Origin of the sequence: Bacillus sp. FF-1 (assembly GCF_028548245.1) — a bacterium.
In the GTDB taxonomy this organism is placed as follows: Bacteria; Bacillota; Bacilli; order Bacillales; family Bacillaceae_G; genus Bacillus_A; species Bacillus_A paranthracis.
On the sequence record NZ_JAQQGG010000006.1, the window covers coordinates 299751 to 318577 of the forward strand.

The 18827-nt window shown below is 36.8% G+C and carries 23 protein-coding genes and 2 riboswitches; of the genes, 3 read left to right on the forward strand and 20 right to left on the reverse strand.

What is annotated here, in order from left to right:
• The first annotated feature begins 7 nt into the window (after positions 1-7).
• Complete coding sequence (locus PQF83_RS20685) at positions 8-223, forward strand: DUF1540 domain-containing protein (RefSeq protein WP_001115486.1); 216 nt, start codon at positions 8-10, stop codon at positions 221-223.
• A gap of 32 nt (positions 224-255) precedes the next feature.
• Here PQF83_RS20685 and PQF83_RS20690 read toward each other — a convergent pair whose 3' ends face one another.
• The 3 genes from PQF83_RS20690 to PQF83_RS20700 all read right to left on the reverse strand — a co-directional run bounded on the left by PQF83_RS20690 (position 256) and on the right by PQF83_RS20700 (position 2305).
• Entirely contained in the window at positions 256-507 is a 252-nt protein-coding gene (locus tag PQF83_RS20690; RefSeq protein WP_000834195.1) for a hypothetical protein, read from the reverse strand.
• Between the two features lie 104 nt (positions 508-611).
• The gene (locus PQF83_RS20695; protein WP_000732022.1) at positions 612-1373 is read right to left on the reverse strand and encodes a L,D-transpeptidase; all 762 of its coding nucleotides are present in this window, start codon (positions 1371-1373) and stop codon (positions 612-614) included.
• Positions 1374-1438: 65 nt separating this feature from the next.
• Positions 1439-2305 carry an SDR family oxidoreductase gene (locus PQF83_RS20700; RefSeq protein WP_001136274.1) on the reverse strand — a complete coding sequence of 289 codons (867 nt, stop codon included), beginning with the start codon at positions 2303-2305 and terminating at the stop codon, positions 1439-1441.
• 201 nt (positions 2306-2506) lie between these two features.
• Here PQF83_RS20700 and PQF83_RS20705 point away from each other — a divergent pair, with 201 nt between their 5' ends.
• On the forward strand, positions 2507-3808 hold the full coding sequence (locus PQF83_RS20705; RefSeq protein WP_000482726.1) for an NCS2 family permease: 1302 nt from the start codon (positions 2507-2509) through the stop codon (positions 3806-3808).
• Between the two features lie 97 nt (positions 3809-3905).
• Here the strand turns inward: PQF83_RS20705 and PQF83_RS20710 are convergent, their stop codons facing one another.
• The 3 genes from PQF83_RS20710 to PQF83_RS20720 form a co-directional block, all read right to left on the reverse strand.
• Entirely contained in the window at positions 3906-4109 is a 204-nt protein-coding gene (locus PQF83_RS20710; protein ID WP_000432811.1) for a hypothetical protein, read from the reverse strand.
• A gap of 127 nt (positions 4110-4236) precedes the next feature.
• Positions 4237-5091: a patatin-like phospholipase family protein gene (locus PQF83_RS20715; protein WP_000892678.1), complete on the reverse strand. Its 855-nt coding sequence runs from the start codon at positions 5089-5091 to the stop codon at positions 4237-4239.
• A gap of 128 nt (positions 5092-5219) precedes the next feature.
• On the reverse strand, positions 5220-5681 hold the full coding sequence (locus PQF83_RS20720; protein ID WP_000384218.1) for a MarR family transcriptional regulator: 462 nt from the start codon (positions 5679-5681) through the stop codon (positions 5220-5222).
• Between the two features lie 139 nt (positions 5682-5820).
• Here PQF83_RS20720 and PQF83_RS20725 point away from each other — a divergent pair, with 139 nt between their 5' ends.
• Complete coding sequence (locus PQF83_RS20725) at positions 5821-7002, forward strand: MFS transporter (protein ID WP_000748688.1); 1182 nt, start codon at positions 5821-5823, stop codon at positions 7000-7002.
• Between the two features lie 22 nt (positions 7003-7024).
• On the opposite strand, the gene kdpDN is transcribed toward PQF83_RS20725, so the two are convergent.
• The 14 genes from kdpDN to tenI all read right to left on the reverse strand — a co-directional run bounded on the left by kdpDN (position 7025) and on the right by tenI (position 18827).
• Positions 7025-8179, reverse strand: a complete 1155-nt coding sequence (gene kdpDN, locus PQF83_RS20730) for a KdpD-like non-kinase potassium sensor (RefSeq protein WP_080015023.1) — start codon at positions 8177-8179, stop codon at positions 7025-7027.
• A gap of 56 nt (positions 8180-8235) precedes the next feature.
• Positions 8236-8817, reverse strand: a complete 582-nt coding sequence (gene kdpC, locus PQF83_RS20735; RefSeq protein ID WP_001085563.1) for a K(+)-transporting ATPase subunit C — start codon at positions 8815-8817, stop codon at positions 8236-8238.
• A 16-nt stretch (positions 8818-8833) separates the two neighbouring features.
• Positions 8834-10924 carry a potassium-transporting ATPase subunit KdpB gene (gene kdpB, locus PQF83_RS20740; protein WP_001248035.1) on the reverse strand — a complete coding sequence of 697 codons (2091 nt, stop codon included), beginning with the start codon at positions 10922-10924 and terminating at the stop codon, positions 8834-8836.
• A 13-nt stretch (positions 10925-10937) separates the two neighbouring features.
• Positions 10938-12605: a potassium-transporting ATPase subunit KdpA gene (gene kdpA / locus PQF83_RS20745; protein ID WP_000638337.1), complete on the reverse strand. Its 1668-nt coding sequence runs from the start codon at positions 12603-12605 to the stop codon at positions 10938-10940.
• Positions 12606-12624: 19 nt separating this feature from the next.
• Complete coding sequence (gene kdpF / locus PQF83_RS20750; protein WP_000972376.1) at positions 12625-12705, reverse strand: K(+)-transporting ATPase subunit F; 81 nt, start codon at positions 12703-12705, stop codon at positions 12625-12627.
• Entirely contained in the window at positions 12702-12806 is a 105-nt protein-coding gene (locus PQF83_RS20755; RefSeq protein WP_000887892.1) for a SipW-dependent-type signal peptide-containing protein, read from the reverse strand. The genes kdpF and PQF83_RS20755 overlap by 4 nt, the downstream gene beginning before the upstream one ends.
• 99 nt (positions 12807-12905) lie before the next feature.
• A riboswitch (cyclic di-AMP (ydaO/yuaA leader) is annotated at positions 12906-13051 on the reverse strand.
• A gap of 261 nt (positions 13052-13312) precedes the next feature.
• Positions 13313-13543, reverse strand: a complete 231-nt coding sequence (locus PQF83_RS20760; protein ID WP_000866315.1) for a hypothetical protein — start codon at positions 13541-13543, stop codon at positions 13313-13315.
• 16 nt (positions 13544-13559) lie between these two features.
• Complete coding sequence (locus tag PQF83_RS20765; protein ID WP_000424071.1) at positions 13560-13946, reverse strand: hypothetical protein; 387 nt, start codon at positions 13944-13946, stop codon at positions 13560-13562.
• Between the two features lie 93 nt (positions 13947-14039).
• Positions 14040-14187, reverse strand: a riboswitch (cyclic di-AMP (ydaO/yuaA leader).
• Positions 14188-14272: 85 nt separating this feature from the next.
• Positions 14273-15085, reverse strand: coding sequence for a bifunctional hydroxymethylpyrimidine kinase/phosphomethylpyrimidine kinase (gene thiD / locus PQF83_RS20770; RefSeq protein ID WP_000867406.1), 813 nt, complete (start codon positions 15083-15085; stop codon positions 14273-14275).
• Positions 15086-15100: 15 nt separating this feature from the next.
• A complete protein-coding gene (gene thiF, locus PQF83_RS20775) occupies positions 15101-16120 on the reverse strand; it encodes a thiazole biosynthesis adenylyltransferase ThiF (protein ID WP_001065441.1) in 1020 nt (339 codons plus the stop codon).
• The gene (gene thiG / locus PQF83_RS20780; protein WP_000931995.1) at positions 16113-16883 is read right to left on the reverse strand and encodes a thiazole synthase; all 771 of its coding nucleotides are present in this window, start codon (positions 16881-16883) and stop codon (positions 16113-16115) included. Before thiG ends, thiF begins: the two co-directional genes overlap by 8 nt.
• Before the next feature lie 2 nt (positions 16884-16885).
• Positions 16886-17089 carry a sulfur carrier protein ThiS gene (gene thiS / locus PQF83_RS20785; RefSeq protein ID WP_001049505.1) on the reverse strand — a complete coding sequence of 68 codons (204 nt, stop codon included), beginning with the start codon at positions 17087-17089 and terminating at the stop codon, positions 16886-16888.
• A gap of 15 nt (positions 17090-17104) precedes the next feature.
• Positions 17105-18214, reverse strand: a complete 1110-nt coding sequence (thiO, locus tag PQF83_RS20790) for a glycine oxidase ThiO (protein WP_000335190.1) — start codon at positions 18212-18214, stop codon at positions 17105-17107.
• Positions 18207-18827 (reverse strand): thiazole tautomerase TenI, encoded by a 621-nt coding sequence (gene tenI, locus PQF83_RS20795; RefSeq protein ID WP_000787179.1) that lies wholly within the window; start codon positions 18825-18827, stop codon positions 18207-18209. Before tenI ends, thiO begins: the two co-directional genes overlap by 8 nt.

Below are 18827 nucleotides of genomic sequence, written 5' to 3' on the forward strand. Positions count from 1 at the left end.
GGGTTTTATGCCAGAAGTAAGATGCTCTGTTTCCAATTGTTCATTTTGGGGACAAGGTAACTTTTGTCAAGCAAGTGCGATTATCGTTCAGCCAGATGCGGATGAAACTGGTCAAACTGAAAATGAATCGTATACAAGTGCAGTTTTAACGAACGAGACGCTAGAAAGTTCTGTAGCAACAAGTGTAGAGACTTGTTGTCATACATTTAAGCCAAAATATTAAACATAAAAAGCATACGACTAATCGTATGCTTTTTACATTCCCCTCCAAAAATCATGCATAATAAAAAAGTACAAAATAACGAGAACGGCTGTCCCGCATAACGTAATACGCCGATATATACTTTTCTCCCCTTCCCTTGCCTTAACAAACGCCCAAATAAATCCGAAGAACAATATTAAATCAACGTATGGAACATAAAACGAAAAGACGAGAAAAGCATACAAATACACGATAAATAAACAGGTCGTTACTAAGAAAACTTTAAACGCAAATTCACTTTTCATAATGTAACCGCCCCCTATCTGTACTGTATTATATTCAGCAAAGTACAATAGTTGCAGTTAAACTGGAAGTAGAAATAAGCTACCGTCTATAATACGGTAGCCTATTACGGAACATTATATTTTCGTTTATATATATTACTTAAAATCGAAGAAGGAATTTTCTCATAACGAATTTTTTCTCCTGTTTCATCCACAATATACAAATTGTTTCCTATATAATATATTCCATCTTTTCGTTTTGAGTACACTGCATATCTTTCGTTTGGCAATACCATTTTCACTTTCGTTAGCTGTCCATTCGGTTCTTGCCAATATATATCGGCGCGATCTACTAACGTAAGCATACCAATTTGCTCTTCTTCTACTTTACGACCATTCCAGCTCACAACACGATAACCAAGCTTATTCGCTTCATATTCCGGGCTCGTATGAAACCGAGAAATGATTACTTTCGTCTGTAATTGAACTCGGTCATATAACCACTGTATATCCCTGTCATGCATACGAATACAGCCATTTGATTCCCTACTTCCAATTGTCCATTCCCGATTTGTCCCATGAATCGCATATTCATTTTTATCTAGTCCAAGCCATCTCGTACCAAGAGGGTTATTTGGTGCACCACCAGCTATTTTTTTTCGATGGTATTCTTTATTTTTATATTTAGTTATAATACAAAAATTACCTTCAGGCGTAGGTGTACGATCTCTTCCAGTTGTTACGGGGAATGTTTTTGTATAATTTCCATTTTCAAAAAAAGACAACTGGTTTGTCGTAAGATTCACTAATATTAAATGATCTGTACTAGCAAAAGCACTAACCGGTAGAATGAAAAATAATAGTATGACGAAACATAGCTTTTTCATCTATACCCCCCTAGCGCTCACTATAATAAGTGGAATTAACTTTACTTTGCTCTTATAAATGAAAACTATCCATTTACAATAACGCCCCCATTTACATGTATCATTTGCCCGGTAATATAGGATGAATCACCAGACGCTAAATATACATATGCTGGCGCTAATTCATATGGTTGACCAGGTCTTTGCATTGGAACATTGCTTCCAAACTGTGATACTTTTTTCTCATCAAAGCTCGATGGAATAAGTGGTGTCCAAATTGGTCCTGGCGCAACACCATTTACACGAATCCCTTTTTGCACTAATGACTGAGAAAGTGATCTTGTGAAAGCAACGATTGCCCCTTTCGTTGCGGAATAATCAATTAACGTTTCATTTCCTTCGTATGCAACGATAGACGCGGTATTTATAATGACATCCCCTTGCTTTAAATGAGAAAGTGCGGCTTTCGCAACGTGAAAATAAGAAAAAATATTAATACGAAAAGTCTTTTCTAGCTGTTCTGCTGTAATATACTCTAGTCCTTGCTGCGGATATTGCTGCGCAACATTATTTACTAAAACCTGTAAACTACCTAGCTGCTGGACGGTCTCTTGAACAACATCTTTACAATGCTGTTCATCACTTAAATCACCCGGCAACAATACACACTTTACACCTTCTTTCTCAACATACTGCTTCGTCTCATTAGCATCTTCTTCCTCATCTAAATAAGCAATCGCAATATTTGCTCCCTCTTTCGCAAAAGCGATGGAAACAGCTCGTCCAATCCCACTATCTCCCCCTGTAATTAATACATTCTTTCCTTTTAACTTTTCGCTACCTTTATAATTTGGATCTTCAAACTGTGGTAGAGGATTCATTAATGATTCAATACCAGGTTGTTTATTTTGATGTTGCGCTGGCATTGTTACAAAGTTTTTTTGCTGCGGCATAATTTCTTTCAACTCCTTTTTCTTATCATGTGCATAATAAAAACTGAAATTCGCACATCATATTACGATTAATATTCGAATTTAAGACACAAAATATGAATTGTTGTAAACTTTTTATGCAAAACTATTGCAAAATAGATAAAAAACGAATATTATATATAACTGTTGTGAAAATTATTCGTAAACAGAAAGGATGTTTATATGTTTAACCTTTCAAAACATAAAACTTCTATTAAAACTGAAATTATGGCAGGTATTATTACCTTCTTAACAATGGCATATATCATTGTCGTAAACCCAGTTATCCTTGGGGATGCAGGTGTTCCATTTGAACAAGCATTTACAGCAACCATTATCGCTGCTGTTGTCGGAACATTATTTATGGCGATCTTTACAAACTTACCAATCGCAATTGCACCAGGTATGGGATTAAATGCTTACTTCTCTTACTCTGTTGTAAAAGCTCATGAAGGCATGACTTTCGCAATTGCATTCTCTGCTGTATTCGTAGCAGGTATGATTTTAATTTTGTTATCATTCACATCTTTCCGTACAAAATTAATGGAAGCAATTCCTGAAAACTTAAAACATGCAATTACTGCTGGTATCGGTCTTTTCATCGCCTTTATCGGTTTACGTTTAACAGGTATCGTTACAAAAAATGAAGCAAACTTAGTTGGACTTGGTGATCTTCACTCTGCTCCAGTACTACTAGCATTAGCTGGACTTGGAATTACGATTGTTCTTATGTCTTTAAATGTAAATGGCGCACTATTTATCGGGATGCTATTAACTGGTATTATCGCTTTCTTCACGGGACAATTATCATTCTCAAACGGTGTTACATCAATGCCTGGATTACCAGAAGGAATTATCGTTTCAAATCCAATTACTGCTGTATCTGACGTAATTAACTACGGATTATACGGCGTTGTATTCTCATTCTTCCTTGTTACATTATTCGATACAACAGGTACATTACTTGGCGTTGCTCAACAAGGTGGATTTATGAAAGATGGAAAACTTCCAAAAGCTGGACGAGCTCTTCTATCTGACTCATTCTCAGCAACAATCGGTTCTATGTTCGGAACAACACCATCAACAGCTTACATTGAATCTTCTGCTGGTGTTGCAGCTGGTGGTCGTACTGGTTTAACAACTGTTACAGTAGCTGTTCTATTCGCTCTAGCAGCATTCTTCGGACCATTAGTAAGTGCCGTTTCTGGTGTATCAGCTATTACTGCACCATCATTAATTATCGTTGGTAGTCTTATGATGGGTTCAGTTCGCCACATCGATTGGGACGCATTTGATGAAGCATTCCCAGCATTCTTAGTAATCTTAAGCATGCCACTTACATCAAGTATCGCAACAGGTATTGCACTTGGATTTATTTCATATCCACTTATGAAAGTGGCAAAAGGTAAATTCCGTGCTGTTCACCCACTTGTATATGTATTTGGAATTTTGTTTGCTTATCAATTGATATTCTTACCACATTAAAAAAGTAGAGCATCGGATTTCGATGCTCTACTTTTCTTTTATAACAATCATTCAAACTATAACGGTCCCTCCAAAATATGAAGGAGCTTATAATCTTTTAATATTTCTCTTCTACCTGTAATTCTTTACTATACTTTTGAATGAAAACTGACGAAACAACCATTACCATTCCTACACTAAATCCAATAAGCTGATCCAGTAGCATTTCATCATGAATGAACCAGCGCAGTAAAAATACCCCACCAAAAATAAGCATCATAATAAATCCAGTATGTCTAAGCCCTTTATATACATTTTCCATATGTATCACCTCTCTACATACTTTTATCCATATTATACCATAATCTAAAAACGTGTATAACCAACATTCGGTATCGAAACCAATAATAAAAAAGACTGCAGAGAATCCCATCTCCACAGCCTAATTATTATTTTTGCAAGAACGCTTTTAAATCTGCAAACTGTCTCTTTGCATCTTCATAGCCTTGCTCATATAGATTTTGTAGTTTTGCTGTATCTTTTTCCATACGGTCTACTTGAAGCGGTACTTCTGGACGAATAACAAATAAATTACCCGCTTGTTCTTCTTTTTCAATGTAGTGAAGTGTTTCATTATACACTTCATAGCGATTTAGCATCGTGTTAACAAGATTCGGATATTTTTTATAAGCTTTCGCAGCAATCCACCCAAATCTTGATTTTTTCTTTGCGTAACCGTGATTTCTTGTTAAAATTACGACTGATTTTTTAAATCCATCTTCCTGTGCTTTACGAACTGGAATTGGATCTGAAATCCCGCCATCTAATAATTGCTTACCACGATAATTTACTACTGGTGCAATGAAAGGTAATGAACTAGAAGCTTGTAATAAATTTAGTGCATCGTCATTCGTTCCCTCTTTTTCAAAATAAACAGACTGTCCTGTTTCACAATCCGTCGTTCCTACAAGGAAACGCTCTGGGCTATTAAAGTATGTTTCAAAATCAAACGGCACATGCTTTTCTGGGATTTCATGAAAAATAAAATCCATATCAAATAGCTGACGTTTTCTCCATAAGTTTTTATACGATAAATATTTCGGATGTGATGCATAATCAATATTTACTGTTTTATTTCTATTTCTTTGTCTGGAAAGATACGACGCTGCATGACAAGCACCAGCTGATACACCGATTACATATGGAAAATATAAATCTTGTTCCATAAAGTATTCTAATATCCCGCCCGTATATACACCACGCATACCGCCGCCTTCTAATACTAACCCTGTATTTTCAAGCATGTTACTCTCTCCTCTATATATATTGACTCTTTAATTATTCACCATGTTAAGTATCTGTTTCTATTATATATGAGTTCTTTCAGAAATTATATTTAAAAGACTTGAGAAAACGGAATTTTTTCTTCCAATTATATTTCCAAATGATCAGAGACATCCTTTATAAACCTCTGAATAAAATCTTGTTCTTCTTTCGTATATCTATCTAAGAGTAACAGCCACTTTTCTTCAGCTTGTTTATGCAATTTATCATGAGCTTTATATATTTCATTTCCGCTTTCCGTTAAGCGAAAGAAAATTTCTTTTTGATTGTCTAACATTTGCATCTTCTCAACGAATTTCTTTTGGAACAACTTTGTACAAACTTTAGAAATCGCACCCTTCGTCATTCCCATTTCTATCGTAATTGCCGTTACATTCATCAGACCATTTTTCCCGATACACTCGATTACATGTAACTCAGATAAAGACATACCACTTACACCTGTCTCACGAAGAAACTTCTCATTTTGTCCTTTCAAATGTTCTTCTCTTTTATGCAAAAGTGTACGAATGTCCGAAAGTATTTCCATTTGTTTCGTTGCATAATCCAATCTGTTCACCCCCTAAGTTTCCAAAGAAACAATTTAGCTATATACCATTTTAAAATCATTTTTCCATATTTACAAGTGAGAAAAACATGTTAAACTAAATTTAGTTTCCAAGGAAACTAAAAAAGAGGAGGTTAACATAATGAAAAAATCCAAACTACATTTCAGTTTATATGTTGTCTGTATTAGTGCCTTACTTGGTTCCTTCGCTCAAAATATTTACACACCTATCTTGCCCATGATTCAAGGTTCTTTTCATACTTCTCTTTATCTTGTAAATGTAACAGTTTCACTTTTCACGTTCATTCTTGCAATTATGCAGCTCGTATATGGACCTTTCATTGATACAAAAGGGAGAAAATCTGTCCTTATCCCTAGTTTAGTCATTAGTACAATTGGTTCAATCGGATGTGCTTTTTCGGCAAACATTTATTTATTTCTCTTTTTTAGAGCTGTTCAAGCCATAGGAATAGCGGCTATACCTGTAGTTTCAGCAACGATTATCGGCGATTTATTTGAAGGAAAAGAACGCGGAGAAGCGATGAGCCTATACCAAATGTTACTTGCCCTCGCACCTGCGATTGGTCCTCTCATTGGTGGTTATCTCGGCAGTATAAATGGCCACTTATCTGTATTTCTATTTTTATCTATACTTGGCATTCTTTTATTAATGATAAACCTTTCACTACTTCCAGAAACAAAACCTACTGTAATGAAGCAACCGCAAGCAAAAAAGAATTACTGGTTTATCTTAAAAAATAAAACTGGATTTTCTATTACTCTTATTGGCTTCATTCAATTTTGTATTTACTTTTGCTTTCTCGTTTTTTTACCGAGTATTTTAACAAATTCATTTCATTTAACTGTAAAGGAAATTGGTCTTATGTTTGTACCAATGTCTCTTTCTATCATGCTGGGAAGTTTTTGCTACAAGTTTTTGCAAAAACGCCTCACAACAAAGCAAACTTTATTTATTACGAGTTTCTTCAATATTATATGTGTCGTTTTATTCTCTTTCACATATAGCATTAATATCCCATTCATCATTATCGTTACATCTTTGTACGGTTTTAGTATAGGACTTTCTATGCCAACTCACACTACTTTGTTAACGGAAGAATTCGTACAAGAACGCGCAACAGCTATCGGTATGTACAACTTCATCCGCTATCTTGGTATGGGCACAGGCCCACTTATAGGTGGATTTCTTTTATTTAACCAAAATTACTTTTGGATTTTCTTCCTAGGCGCAATTATATTTTTACTTGTAATCTTATATGCAATGAAAATGCTACGCTTCCCTGCCACACAAAAAGCAAAATAGAGACCTACAGATGGTCTCTATTTTAAACTCTTTGATCCGCAACAATATGAATATCAATATGTTTCGTCTGTCTCATAATTTCATTTACAATAGAACCTTTTCGAATTTCTTCCCACCGCGTTCTCGCTGATTGCCCAAGTAAAATTTGCGTTACTTGCAATCTTTTCGCGACTTCAATAATAACATCCGCAGGCTTTCTCCCTTTTGCTTCTTCTAATACAAAACTTGCATCAAATTGATTCGTGAGCGACTTCCACTCTTCAATTGTTTGTTTTTTACTAGCTGAAAGAGAGTCTATATTTTCTCTTTCAACATTTAATACATACAATTCAGCGTTTAAGCGATCAGCCATGCGCCAGCCCCGTCTTATTAATTTCTCTGCTGTTGAACTGTACTGTACACAAACGAGAATTTTTTCTTTCACTCCGATTGGTTCTATCACTGTTTGACTAATCTTTTCGTCCATATCGTCAGCGACTTCCCGAAGTGATAATTCTCTTAGTGCTCCTAAATTATTAAGCGTAAAGAAATTTTGTAAGCTTTGCTGAATTTTTTCTTCTTTATATATCTTTCCATCTATTAACCTCTTCCGAAGTACTTCCGGCGTTGCATCAACGAGCTGAATTTCATTTGCTTTTTGTAAAATAAAATCTGGAATTCGTTCTCTTACTTTTACATTTGTAATTTGAGCTACAATGTCATGAACGCTTTCTAAATGTTGAATATTAAACGCTGACAATACGGATATACCAGCCTCTAACAATTCTTGTACATCCATATAACGCTTCTTATTTTTAGAGCTGGGAATATTACTATGTGCAAGTTCATCCACTACAACGACTTGCGGCGCACGCTTTATAATTCCTTCCACATCAAGTTCATAAAACACTTTCCCTTTATACTCTATTTCTTTTAAAGGAATCTTTTCTAAATCAGCAATTGCGTCTTCTGTCTCTTTTCTCCCGTGCGTTTCAATTAAACCAATTACAATATCCATACCGTCCTTTTTCATCTCTCTAGCATCATAGAGCATTTTATAACTTTTCCCTACTCCTGGAGCAGCCCCTACATATAGCTTTAACTTCCCACGATTTTGCTGACGAATATATTCTAAATATTCCTCTGGCGTTCGCCTTTGAAACGTCGGTTTATAGTCATCTGCATACAAAACACACACAACCTTTCTTTCGAAACAACACTACCTCAATCCGTTAGATTGAGGTAGCACTGTTACTATTTCAGTAGTTTCTGTAATTCTAAATTTAACTTTAAGACGTTTACGCGGGTCTCTCCAAATAAACCAAGTGCCGCACCTTCTGTTTGATCTTTAATCAATTGCTCTAGTGTTTCTTTCGAGATATTCGTTAATTTCGAGATACGCTCTACCTGTACGGAAGCTGCCTTCGGACTAATATCAGGATCAAGCCCTGAACCTGAATTTGTCACTAAATCGATTGGTACTTCTGTAACTGGAACGCTCGGATTTTGTTTCTTCCACTCTTCAATACTTTTCTCTACTCGTTTCTCTAAATCTGGATTAGACGGTGCATAGTTATTTGAACCAGATGCCTCTGCTTTATATTCAATACTAGAAACACGCCCATGAAAATAACGTGGATTTGTGAAATTTTGACCGATTAATTTAGAACCAATCACTTCATTTTTATCATTATATATTAGACTTCCATCCGCATTATCCTTCATGACTGCTTGTGCAATACCAGTAACAATAAGTGGATATACAAGTCCGCACAACACTAAAAATGTAAAAGTAATACGAATGATTGGTGATAGTATACTTTGTTTCTTTGCCATCTCTTTCCCCTCTTCCTTATATGAACAAGCCGACAATCATATCAATTACTTTAATTCCAATGAACGGTACAATCACTCCACCAAGCCCATAAATAAGTAGGTTTCGGCCAAGTAGTGCATTCGAACTCATCGGTTTATATGCGATACCTTTCATCGCCAATGGAATGAGTAATGGAATAATAACTGCATTAAATAGTAATGCTGATAAAATCGCTGACAGTGGTGATGTTAATTTCATAATGTTTAATGCTTCCATTTGCGGAATCGCAAGTGTAAACATTGCTGGAATGATTGCAAAATATTTTGCGATATCATTTGCAATACTAAACGTCGTTAACGCACCGCGCGTCATTAACAATTGCTTACCGATTCCTACAACCTCAATAATCTTCGTTGGATTCGAATCTAAATCAATCATATTCGCTGCTTCTTTCGCAGCTGTCGTACCACTATTCATCGCCAATCCAACGTCAGCCTGTGCTAATGCCGGCGCATCATTTGTACCATCACCTGTCATCGCTACAAGTTTCCCTTTATCTTGCTCTGCTTTAATAACTGCAATTTTATCTTCTGGTTTGCACTCAGCAACAAACTCATCTACTCCTGCTTCTTTTGCAATGGTTGCTGCTGTTAATGGGTTATCCCCTGTACACATAACCGTTTTAATCCCCATTTGACGTAACTGTTCAAAACGTTCACGCATACCAGGTTTTACTGTATCTTTTAAATAGATTAAACCGTAAATACGATTATTCACTGCAACTACAAGTGGTGTTCCGCCCTCTTTTGAAATGAAATCTGCTTTTTGATTTACATCTTTCGGAATTGTTCCACCTTGTGACTGAACCCATTCAATCACGCTACCGACAGCACCTTTTCTCACTTTCGTTCCGTCCTGTAAATCAACACCACTCATTCTCGTTTCTGCTTTAAATGGAACAAACTCACCTTGTTCCGCAAGTTCTCTATTATATGATATAGATTTCGCTTGCACATACTCGATAACAGATCGACCTTCTGGTGTTTCATCTAAAACTGAGCTAATCGCAGCCCACTTTCCAACTTGCTCAATCGTTTCATTTCCTACAGGTAATAATGTATGAGCCATTCTGTTCCCGAAAGTAATCGTACCCGTTTTATCTAAAATAATTGTATTAATATCGCCAGCAGCTTCTACTGCTTTACCCGACATTGCTAACACATTAAACTTTGTCACACGGTCCATCCCGGCAATACCTATCGCTGATAATAATCCACCAATTGTCGTTGGAATTAAACAAACTAACAATGCTACAAGTACAGCTGTATCAATTTGAAACCCTAAATAATTTGTGAAAATCGGCAGCGTCACAACAACGATTAAGAAAATAAGCGTTAAACTCGTTAATACTGTATTTAAAGCAATTTCATTCGGTGTTTTTTGGCGAGCAGCCCCTTCTACTAAAGAGATCATTTTATCAATAAATGATTCACCAGGATTACTCGTAATGATAATCGTAATCTCATCACTTACAACCATCGTACCGCCTGTTACGGAACAAAAATCACCGCCAGCTTCTTTTATTACAGGAGCTGATTCCCCTGTAATCGCAGATTCATCAACAGATGCTAATCCTTTTATGACTTCCCCATCACTTGGAATCATTTCTCCTTGTTTTACAATAACAACATCACCTTTTCTTAGATCCGTTGCTGAAACTTGAACAATGTTCCCATTTTCTTTTACAACATTGGCAAACACATCTTTCTTCGACTGTTTTAAAGAATCGGCTTGCGCTTTCCCCCGTCCTTCCGCTAATGCTTCTGCAAAATTAGCAAATAAAACTGTAAATAAGAGAATGAAAGAAACTGTTATATTAAACCATCCTGGTACACTACTAGAATGACTTGGAAGAAACGATAAAATGAACGTAATGATAAATCCAATTTCTACAACAAACATAATCGGATTCTTTATCATGACTTTTGGATTCAATTTCGCAAAGGACTGTTTCATCGCATTTGTTACGATATCACGATCCATCGTTTTCGCTTGTCTAACTTCATCTTCTACAACATGCATTTGTGACTCATTTACTCTTTTTTCTTTTACTACTACCGGTCTCATCATTTACCCTCCATTACTTCAATGTAAGAAATTCTGCAATTGGACCGAGTACCAACATTGGGAAGAATGTTAATGCACCGACAATTACAATTGTTCCGATGAAAATGCCGCCAAATAAACTATTATCCGTACGGAACGTTCCGACTGTTTCTGGCACAACCGTCTTCTCTTTCAATGAAGCTGCAACAGCTAGCATCGTAATTAAACTGAAATAGCGTCCTAAAAACATAACTAAACCAGTTGTAATATTCCAAAACGGTGTATTATCTGCTAACCCTTCAAATCCAGATCCGTTATTCGCAGCTGATGACGTATACTCATAAACAACTTGTGTTAAACCGTGGAAGCCCGAGTTAGAAATCGCTTCTGTTCCTAAATGTGTAGAAAGAGCTAATGCCGAAAATCCTAAAATGAGCAATGGATGAAATAGTATCGTTACCGCAATTAATTTCATTTCCTTACCTTCAATTTTCTTACCTAAAAACTCTGGTGTCCGTCCAACCATTAATCCAGATATAAAAACTGCGATGATCGCATACATAATAATGTTCACAAAGCCTGCTCCAACGCCGCCGTATACTGTATTTAACATCATATTTACGAGCGGAACTAGACCGCCAATTGGTGTTAACGTATCATGCATCGTATTCACCGCTCCAGTTTCAGCAGCTGTCGTTACTGTTGCGTATAGTGAAGAAAATACGGTTCCGAACCTTACTTCTTTTCCTTCTGTACTTCCTTGTACATGTTCAATACCCATTTCATTTAGTGCTGGATTCCCGTTTAGTTCAGATGTCGTAATTGTTATAAACCCTAGTAAAAACACCATGAATAGTGAAACGAAAAGGATGCGACCTTGTTTTTTATTTCCTACCATTCGTCCGTACGTAAATGGAAGTGCTGTTGGCAACAACATCATAAGCATCATTTGCAAAATATTACTCATTTGCCCTGGATTTTCAAAAGGATGTGTAGAGTTAGCTCCGAAAAATCCACCGCCGTTATTTCCAAGTTCCTTAATGGAAACGAATGATGCAACTGGCCCGCGTAATATACTTTGCTTCGCGCCATCAATTGTTTGTGCTGTAATGGCACCGTCTAACGTTTGTGGTACGCCAAGTGCAACAAACACTAGTGCCGCCATAAATGCGATAGGAAGAAATACTCTCGTTAGTGCTCTCGTAAAATCAACAAAAAAGTTACCGAGTTCTTTTCCAGCAAGCGCTCTTATAAATGCCATAACGAGCGCTAAAGTCGTTGCCGGTGCTGCAAACATTAAGAATGTAATTCCAATTAATTGTGATAAATAAGATAAACCATTTTCACCGCTATAATGCTGTAAGTTCGTATCAGCCATAAAACTAATTGCTGTATTAAAAGCGAGCGTAGGCTCCATTCCTTCAATATGTGCTGGATTTAATGGCAATACTCCTTGTAGTCTGAAAATGAAATATACGACAACAATCATAAATCCATTTAATAAAACTAATGATAATGCGTACTGTTTCCACGTTTGATTGTATGCTTTTACACCCGTAATTTTAAAAATAAGTTTTTCAAAAGGCCCGAATACTTTATCTAGCTTTTTACTACCTTGAAAGGCTTTCTCTAAATAAATTCCCGTTGGCTTTGCCACAAGAATAAACAATAGCATTGTAATAACGACTGCAACCCAGATCATAATGAATGACTCCCCCTAATTAAAACTTTTCCGGATTTAATAATGCATACACTAAGTACACCGTAATTGCTGCAACAATAATCGATAAGGCAATCATCATGATTGCTTCCCTTCTTTCACAACTTTATCTGACCAACTTGCAAGACTTACCATTGATGCAACTAACACAACAAAAATCCCGATCATTACAACATCTAACATAGCTATCCCTCATTTCTAATTGTTAAAATTTACCATTAAAATATTAAAAAAGAACACTGAGCTCTACTCAGTGTTCAAAAAATGAACAACAAAAAGTAAACCTCCTCTCTAAACGCTTACGAGGTTAGCTGTCGGATTCGGGCCTAAAGAGTAGCCCTACTTTCAAAACTGAAAGATTCACCCCAAGTGACAATGCACAAAATTGGTTCCCCCGCTCCATTTCTGGAACTCAGCGATTTTAGGTTTTTTTGGAAATTTTATGAATGATTTATGAGAGTAAATATACTCCTCTATTTTTCACTTGTAAAGAGCTAAATTACTGAAAATAAGAAAATATCCATCTATTTAAACGCTTACATTGAGTGTTATTAATATTTTTTCATCTGTTTTCTCGTCTTTTCTTTCTTTTTCACATAAATGATCTTTTAAATACGAAATAAAAAGAGCGAATGACATGAAGTGCATAGCTTGTTGCACTTAGCATTCGCTCTATTTTTATTCACTATTTATTCTCCTCGTAAAAAAGCACGTAAATTTCTCCCGCGAATATAAACTTGTGACAATTCTGCATGTAGCTGCTCATATTCGATAACATCTGTTTTTAAATATAAAGCATCTTTCGATGGCAATATGATATAGGGCCTTGGAAAAATAGGATCAAGTACCACCAATTCTTGAACTCGCTCTACCGATACCGCCCAACGATTCGCTATATCTCCTAGTAACAACACCTTCATCTTCTTCTCCCCCGCCCTATTCAAAAAATAAAAAAGAAATATTATCACAATTCGTAAACACGACAAATGTAGCTCCAATTGTTTCATAGAGCCTCGCTGGGTATCGTTTATTCCTTGTAACAACAGTAATAGGTGCTTGAAAAGAAAAGCGAATGTGTTCTGTAAAGAAGCTAATAATTGGAAGCTCATCCCCTAGTAAAATCACCTTCTTAATACACTCACAAACACTAGCAAAATCCTGCTCCTTACTACAGCTATACGTCCAATCAAACCCACAATTCCTCACTTCAGCCGCTATCTCTTCGTTTGCGGTAAAAATAATTAACTCATGTTGAAACGCTACTAAATCTATTAAACTATTTACCTTGCTTTCTTCTCCAACACAAATAAGTGTTAGTTCCATGTACCTCATCCTCCTTAGTATAAAAGAACTCAAACATAGATTGATATTCTCCTATACTAATCAGATCGATGAAGTGATGTATCCATCATGGCACCGTCCTCTCTCAAGACGCTTACGAAGTTAGCTGTCGGATTCGGACTTTGAGAGTAGCCCTACTTGCAAAATTGAAAGATTCACCCCTAGTGACACTGCACAAATTGGTTCCTCCGCTCCATATAATTGGACTCAGCGTATTACAAAAAATATATTCTGGCTGATATATTACTCCTGCATTTAGAAAAAGTAAACAGAAAAAAAAGCCAGTTATACAACTGACTTTTGTCTACTTATACATGTGCTTTATTCAATTTATATGCAAAATGATTCGTCGGTCCATGACCACTTCCAATATGTAGCGGCTCTTCAATTGCTATACTAATAAATTGTTTTGCTTCTTGAACTGCCTCTTCAATTGAGTATCCTTTCGCAAGTCCAGCTGTAACCGCTGAAGCAAATGTACACCCGCTTCCATGCGTTTGCTTTGAAGGAATTCGTTCACTTCTAAATTCAATAAACTTTTCTCCATCAAAAAGTAAATCAATTACTTCATTACCTTGATATTCTGCATGTCCGCCCTTCATAAGTACATATTTCGCCCCTAATTCATGCAATACTTTTGCAGCCTCTTTACTATCTTCAACGTTATGAATTTCTAGCCCCGTTAACACTTCTGCCTCAGGAACATTCGGCGTTACAACTGTTGCTACTGGCAATAAATATTCTTTTAACGCTTGTACTGCTTCTTGCTGTAATAATGATGCACCGCCCTTAGCAATCATAACAGGATCTAGTACAATATTATTCCAGCCAAATTTATTAATATGTTCTGCTACAATTTGAATAATTTCGCTGCTAAATAACATTCCTAATTTCACAGCATCTGGTGTTAAATCCGTACCAATTGAATTCAACTGTTCCGTAATACCTTCTAACGAAACTGGATATACCCCTTGAACGCCAAGCGTGTTTTGAGCAGTAATTGCCGTAATAGCCGTCATCCCATACACACCAAGCTCTTGGAATGTTTTTAAATCTGCTTGAATGCCGGCACCGCCACCGCTATCAGATCCTGCAATTGTTAAAGCTTTATTTACTTTCATCCCACTCATCCTTTTCTATCCAAAATAACGATGATAAACTGTTTTTGCTTCACTTATATCTTTCGTTCCATGTACAAGTACACGACCATCTTTAAAAGCAACTAATCTCTTTTCTTCCACAGAAAATGATAATAAATATGGATTTACATTTAAATCATTTACACGATCATGCAGCAGCTCTTTGTATCGTTCAAAATCCATTTCCTCTTTATGAGGTGGTCTAATTTGAACTGTATTTCTCCCGCATAAAACTGCTGTTTTCGATGTATTTTCTTTGTTTAAATAAGGATATAATGCATTCTCTCCGCACGAAGGGCAATTATGTTTACGAAGCTTTTGCACATTCATACATGAATATTCATTCTTCCATACATCAAACGATACAAGTCCATCTCGAAGTGATTCGTAATCTTCCACTAACAGTTTAAGAGCTTCCGTTACTTGATGAGAAACGACGAGAGATACAGCAGGTGATATAATCCCCGCTGTATCACATGTCGCTCCGCCAAGCGGAATCGATTGTAATAAACAAGATAAACATGGCGTTTTACTAGGAAGGATTGTGTAAGAAAGACCGTAACTCCCTACACATGCTCCGTAAATCCATGGAATAGCATATTTTTGTGCTATATCATTCACAATGAAACGCGTTTCGAAATTATCAGTTGCATCAATCATTACATCAACGTTTGTAACGAGTTCTTCTAACTCCTCAGCTGTTACATCTTGAACGAGCGCTTCTACTCTTACTTCACTATTAATCTCTTCTAGACGCTTCTTCGCTGCTACAGCTTTCGGAAGATTATTTTTCACATCACTCTCTGCATACAATTGCTGCCTTTGTAAATTACTCCAATCGACATAATCCCGGTCAACAATCGTTACTGTACCAACACCAGCTCTTACAAACATTTCTGCATTTGCACTACCTAGTGCGCCTGCACCGATAATAAGCACATGCTTTTCCCTTATCTTTTGCTGTCCTTCTTCTCCAATTGGAGAAAATAGTTCTTGGCGAGAATATCGATTATTCAACTACGCTCATTCCTTCTAAAGGACTACTTGCCGTTGCACAACGTTTACGTGCAATACGACCTGCTTCAAAGCCTAAACGGCCTGCCTCAATACTTAATTTCATTGCTTGTGCCATTTTAATAGGATCTTTTGCTCCTGATACAGCTGTATTTAATAACACACCATCTGCTCCTAATTCCATCGCAAATGCCGCATCAGCCGGGCTACCGATACCAGCATCAACGATAACTGGTACTGTCGCTTGTTCAATAATAAAACTTAAATTTAATGGATTTACAATACCAAGCCCTGAACCGATTGGTGATGCTCCTGGCATAATCGCATGCACGCCAAGTTCTTGTAATTTACGTGCTAATACAACATCATCAGATGTGTACGGAAGTACGATAAATCCTTCTTCTAGTAACATTTCAGATGCCTTTAACGTCTCTACCGGATCAGGTAATAACGTTCTATCATCACCAATAACTTCTACCTTTATCATGTCGCAAAGCCCTGAAGCTTTTGCTAATTTTGCAATACGAACAGCTTCTTCAGCATTTTTTGCTCCGGCTGTATTCGGTAATAACGTATATTTTTTCACATCAAGTTTCTCTAATAAATTAGGTTGCTTTGCATCAAATATATCCATACGACGTACTGCGAACGTTAAAACTTCTGCCTCAGATACATCAATTGCCTTTTGCTGCACATCAAAATCAGGGAATTTTCCTGTTCCTAATAAAAGTCTAGAATGAAATGAAAATGGTCCAATGTTTAACATAATCAACCGCCTCCTACGAAAGTTACAATCTCAATTTGGTCTCCATCAAAAACAGATGTATCTGTATGATCATCTTTTTGTAAAATATCTTTATTACGCTCTACTACAACAATTCTGTTATCTAACTCTAAATGTGTAAGTAGCTCAGCTACTGTTTTCACACTCTCTGGCACTTCAATTTGATTACCATTAATTTTTAAATTCAAACTTCCATCCCCTTTCTAAACTGTTTTAGAAAGCAATGAATCTAGCAAGTGATTCTCCTGCTTTCCTTCTATTAAATCAGCCATATATTGACCAGAAACAGGACTTAATAAAATGCCGTTTCGATAATGGCCTGTGCAAGCATATAAACCTTTTATTTCTTCATGCTCTCCCATATAAGGAGCTTCATGATTCGACTGTGGTCTTAATCCTGCCCATGCGCTTTCCCATTCCGCTTCTTTTAATGCTGGCAATATTGTATACGCGCGCTCTAATATAGAAGTAATACTCTCTGGTTGCACAGTTTTATTGAATGTACGGGGCTTCATCGTTGCTCCAATTACGTAACGTCCGCCGCGCTTTGGTGCAATGTAAAATCTTTCTTGGAAAATAGGCGCCTTTAAAAGTGGTTTTCTACTTCTGACCGCTACTACTTCTCCTTTAACTGGATATGTACCCCATTCGCGGTGAAAATAACCTAGTAACTTCGTGCTCCATGAGCCACCCGCAATAACAACTTTTTCGCAAGTGATCATACCTTCGCTTGTCACAATTCCAGTCACTTTATTATTTTCAATACGGATATCAAATACTTCTGTTTGCTCATATATATCAGCACCCGAGAATGATGCGGAATGTGCGAATGCTTTCGTAAGCTCTGGTGCAATAACATGACCATCTTTCGGATAATATACAGCCCCTATAATTGACTCAGATAGATACGGCTCTTTCTCTCGCAAACGATCTCCCGCTAGGAAATAAGAATCTTCACCGGTTTTCTGCTGCCAATCCATAATGTGAAGAATTCTTTCCTTCTCATCTTCATTTTGAGCAATGCGATAAATGCCTTTCTCTTCATACCCAATATCGATGCCTGTTTTTTCGCGTAAAACTTCTGCAAGTTGTGGAAATATAGCACGGCTTTCTCTCGCAAGTTCAAATAGCGGGTCATATTCATCCCATTCTGCCTGCACCCCAAGTAAACCAGCGGCTGCTTTCGAGGCTTCAGATGCAATCTGTTGCTTCTCTACAATCGCTACTTTATGGCCTCTTTCTGCTAGAAAATGTGCAACTGAACTACCAATTACACCACCGCCAATTATCGCTACATCATACTTCTTACACATGTTTTTCCGCCCACTTTCTTATTGATTCCTTATAAGATTTCGCTTTGCTATACGGGTTACTACTACTTATAATCCCAGACATAACAGCAATACCACTGACGCCGTTAGTAAGAACATCTCCAGTGTTTTCCGGAGTGATTCCTCCAATTGCTGTAATCGGTATGGATAAACACTTTGCAATGTCTGAAATTTCTTCAAGCCCTCTCGCTGGCACACCTTTTTTACAATCTGTCGGAAATACATGACCATAGACGAGTGAATCCGCGCCATTCTTAAATGCATCAATCGCCTCTTCTAAAGAATGCACAGAATAACCGACATGCAAATAAGAAAACTTTTCTTTCACTGACCTTACATCAGCGCTTCGATATCCTAGCTGCACGCGCGGAATATTTAATAAAATAGCAATATCAATTCGATCATTTATCACTATTTTCGATGCTGGAAAGCCCTTCTTCAAAAGACTTTCCACACCTTCATACAATTCCTTCGTACTTTTCTCACGCTCACGAATATGCAAATAATCAATTTCACTTTCAATTTGCATCGCTACATTCACTAACTCTTCGAATGACATGTGACCATTTGAGATTACATGAAGCTCATTTTTCAT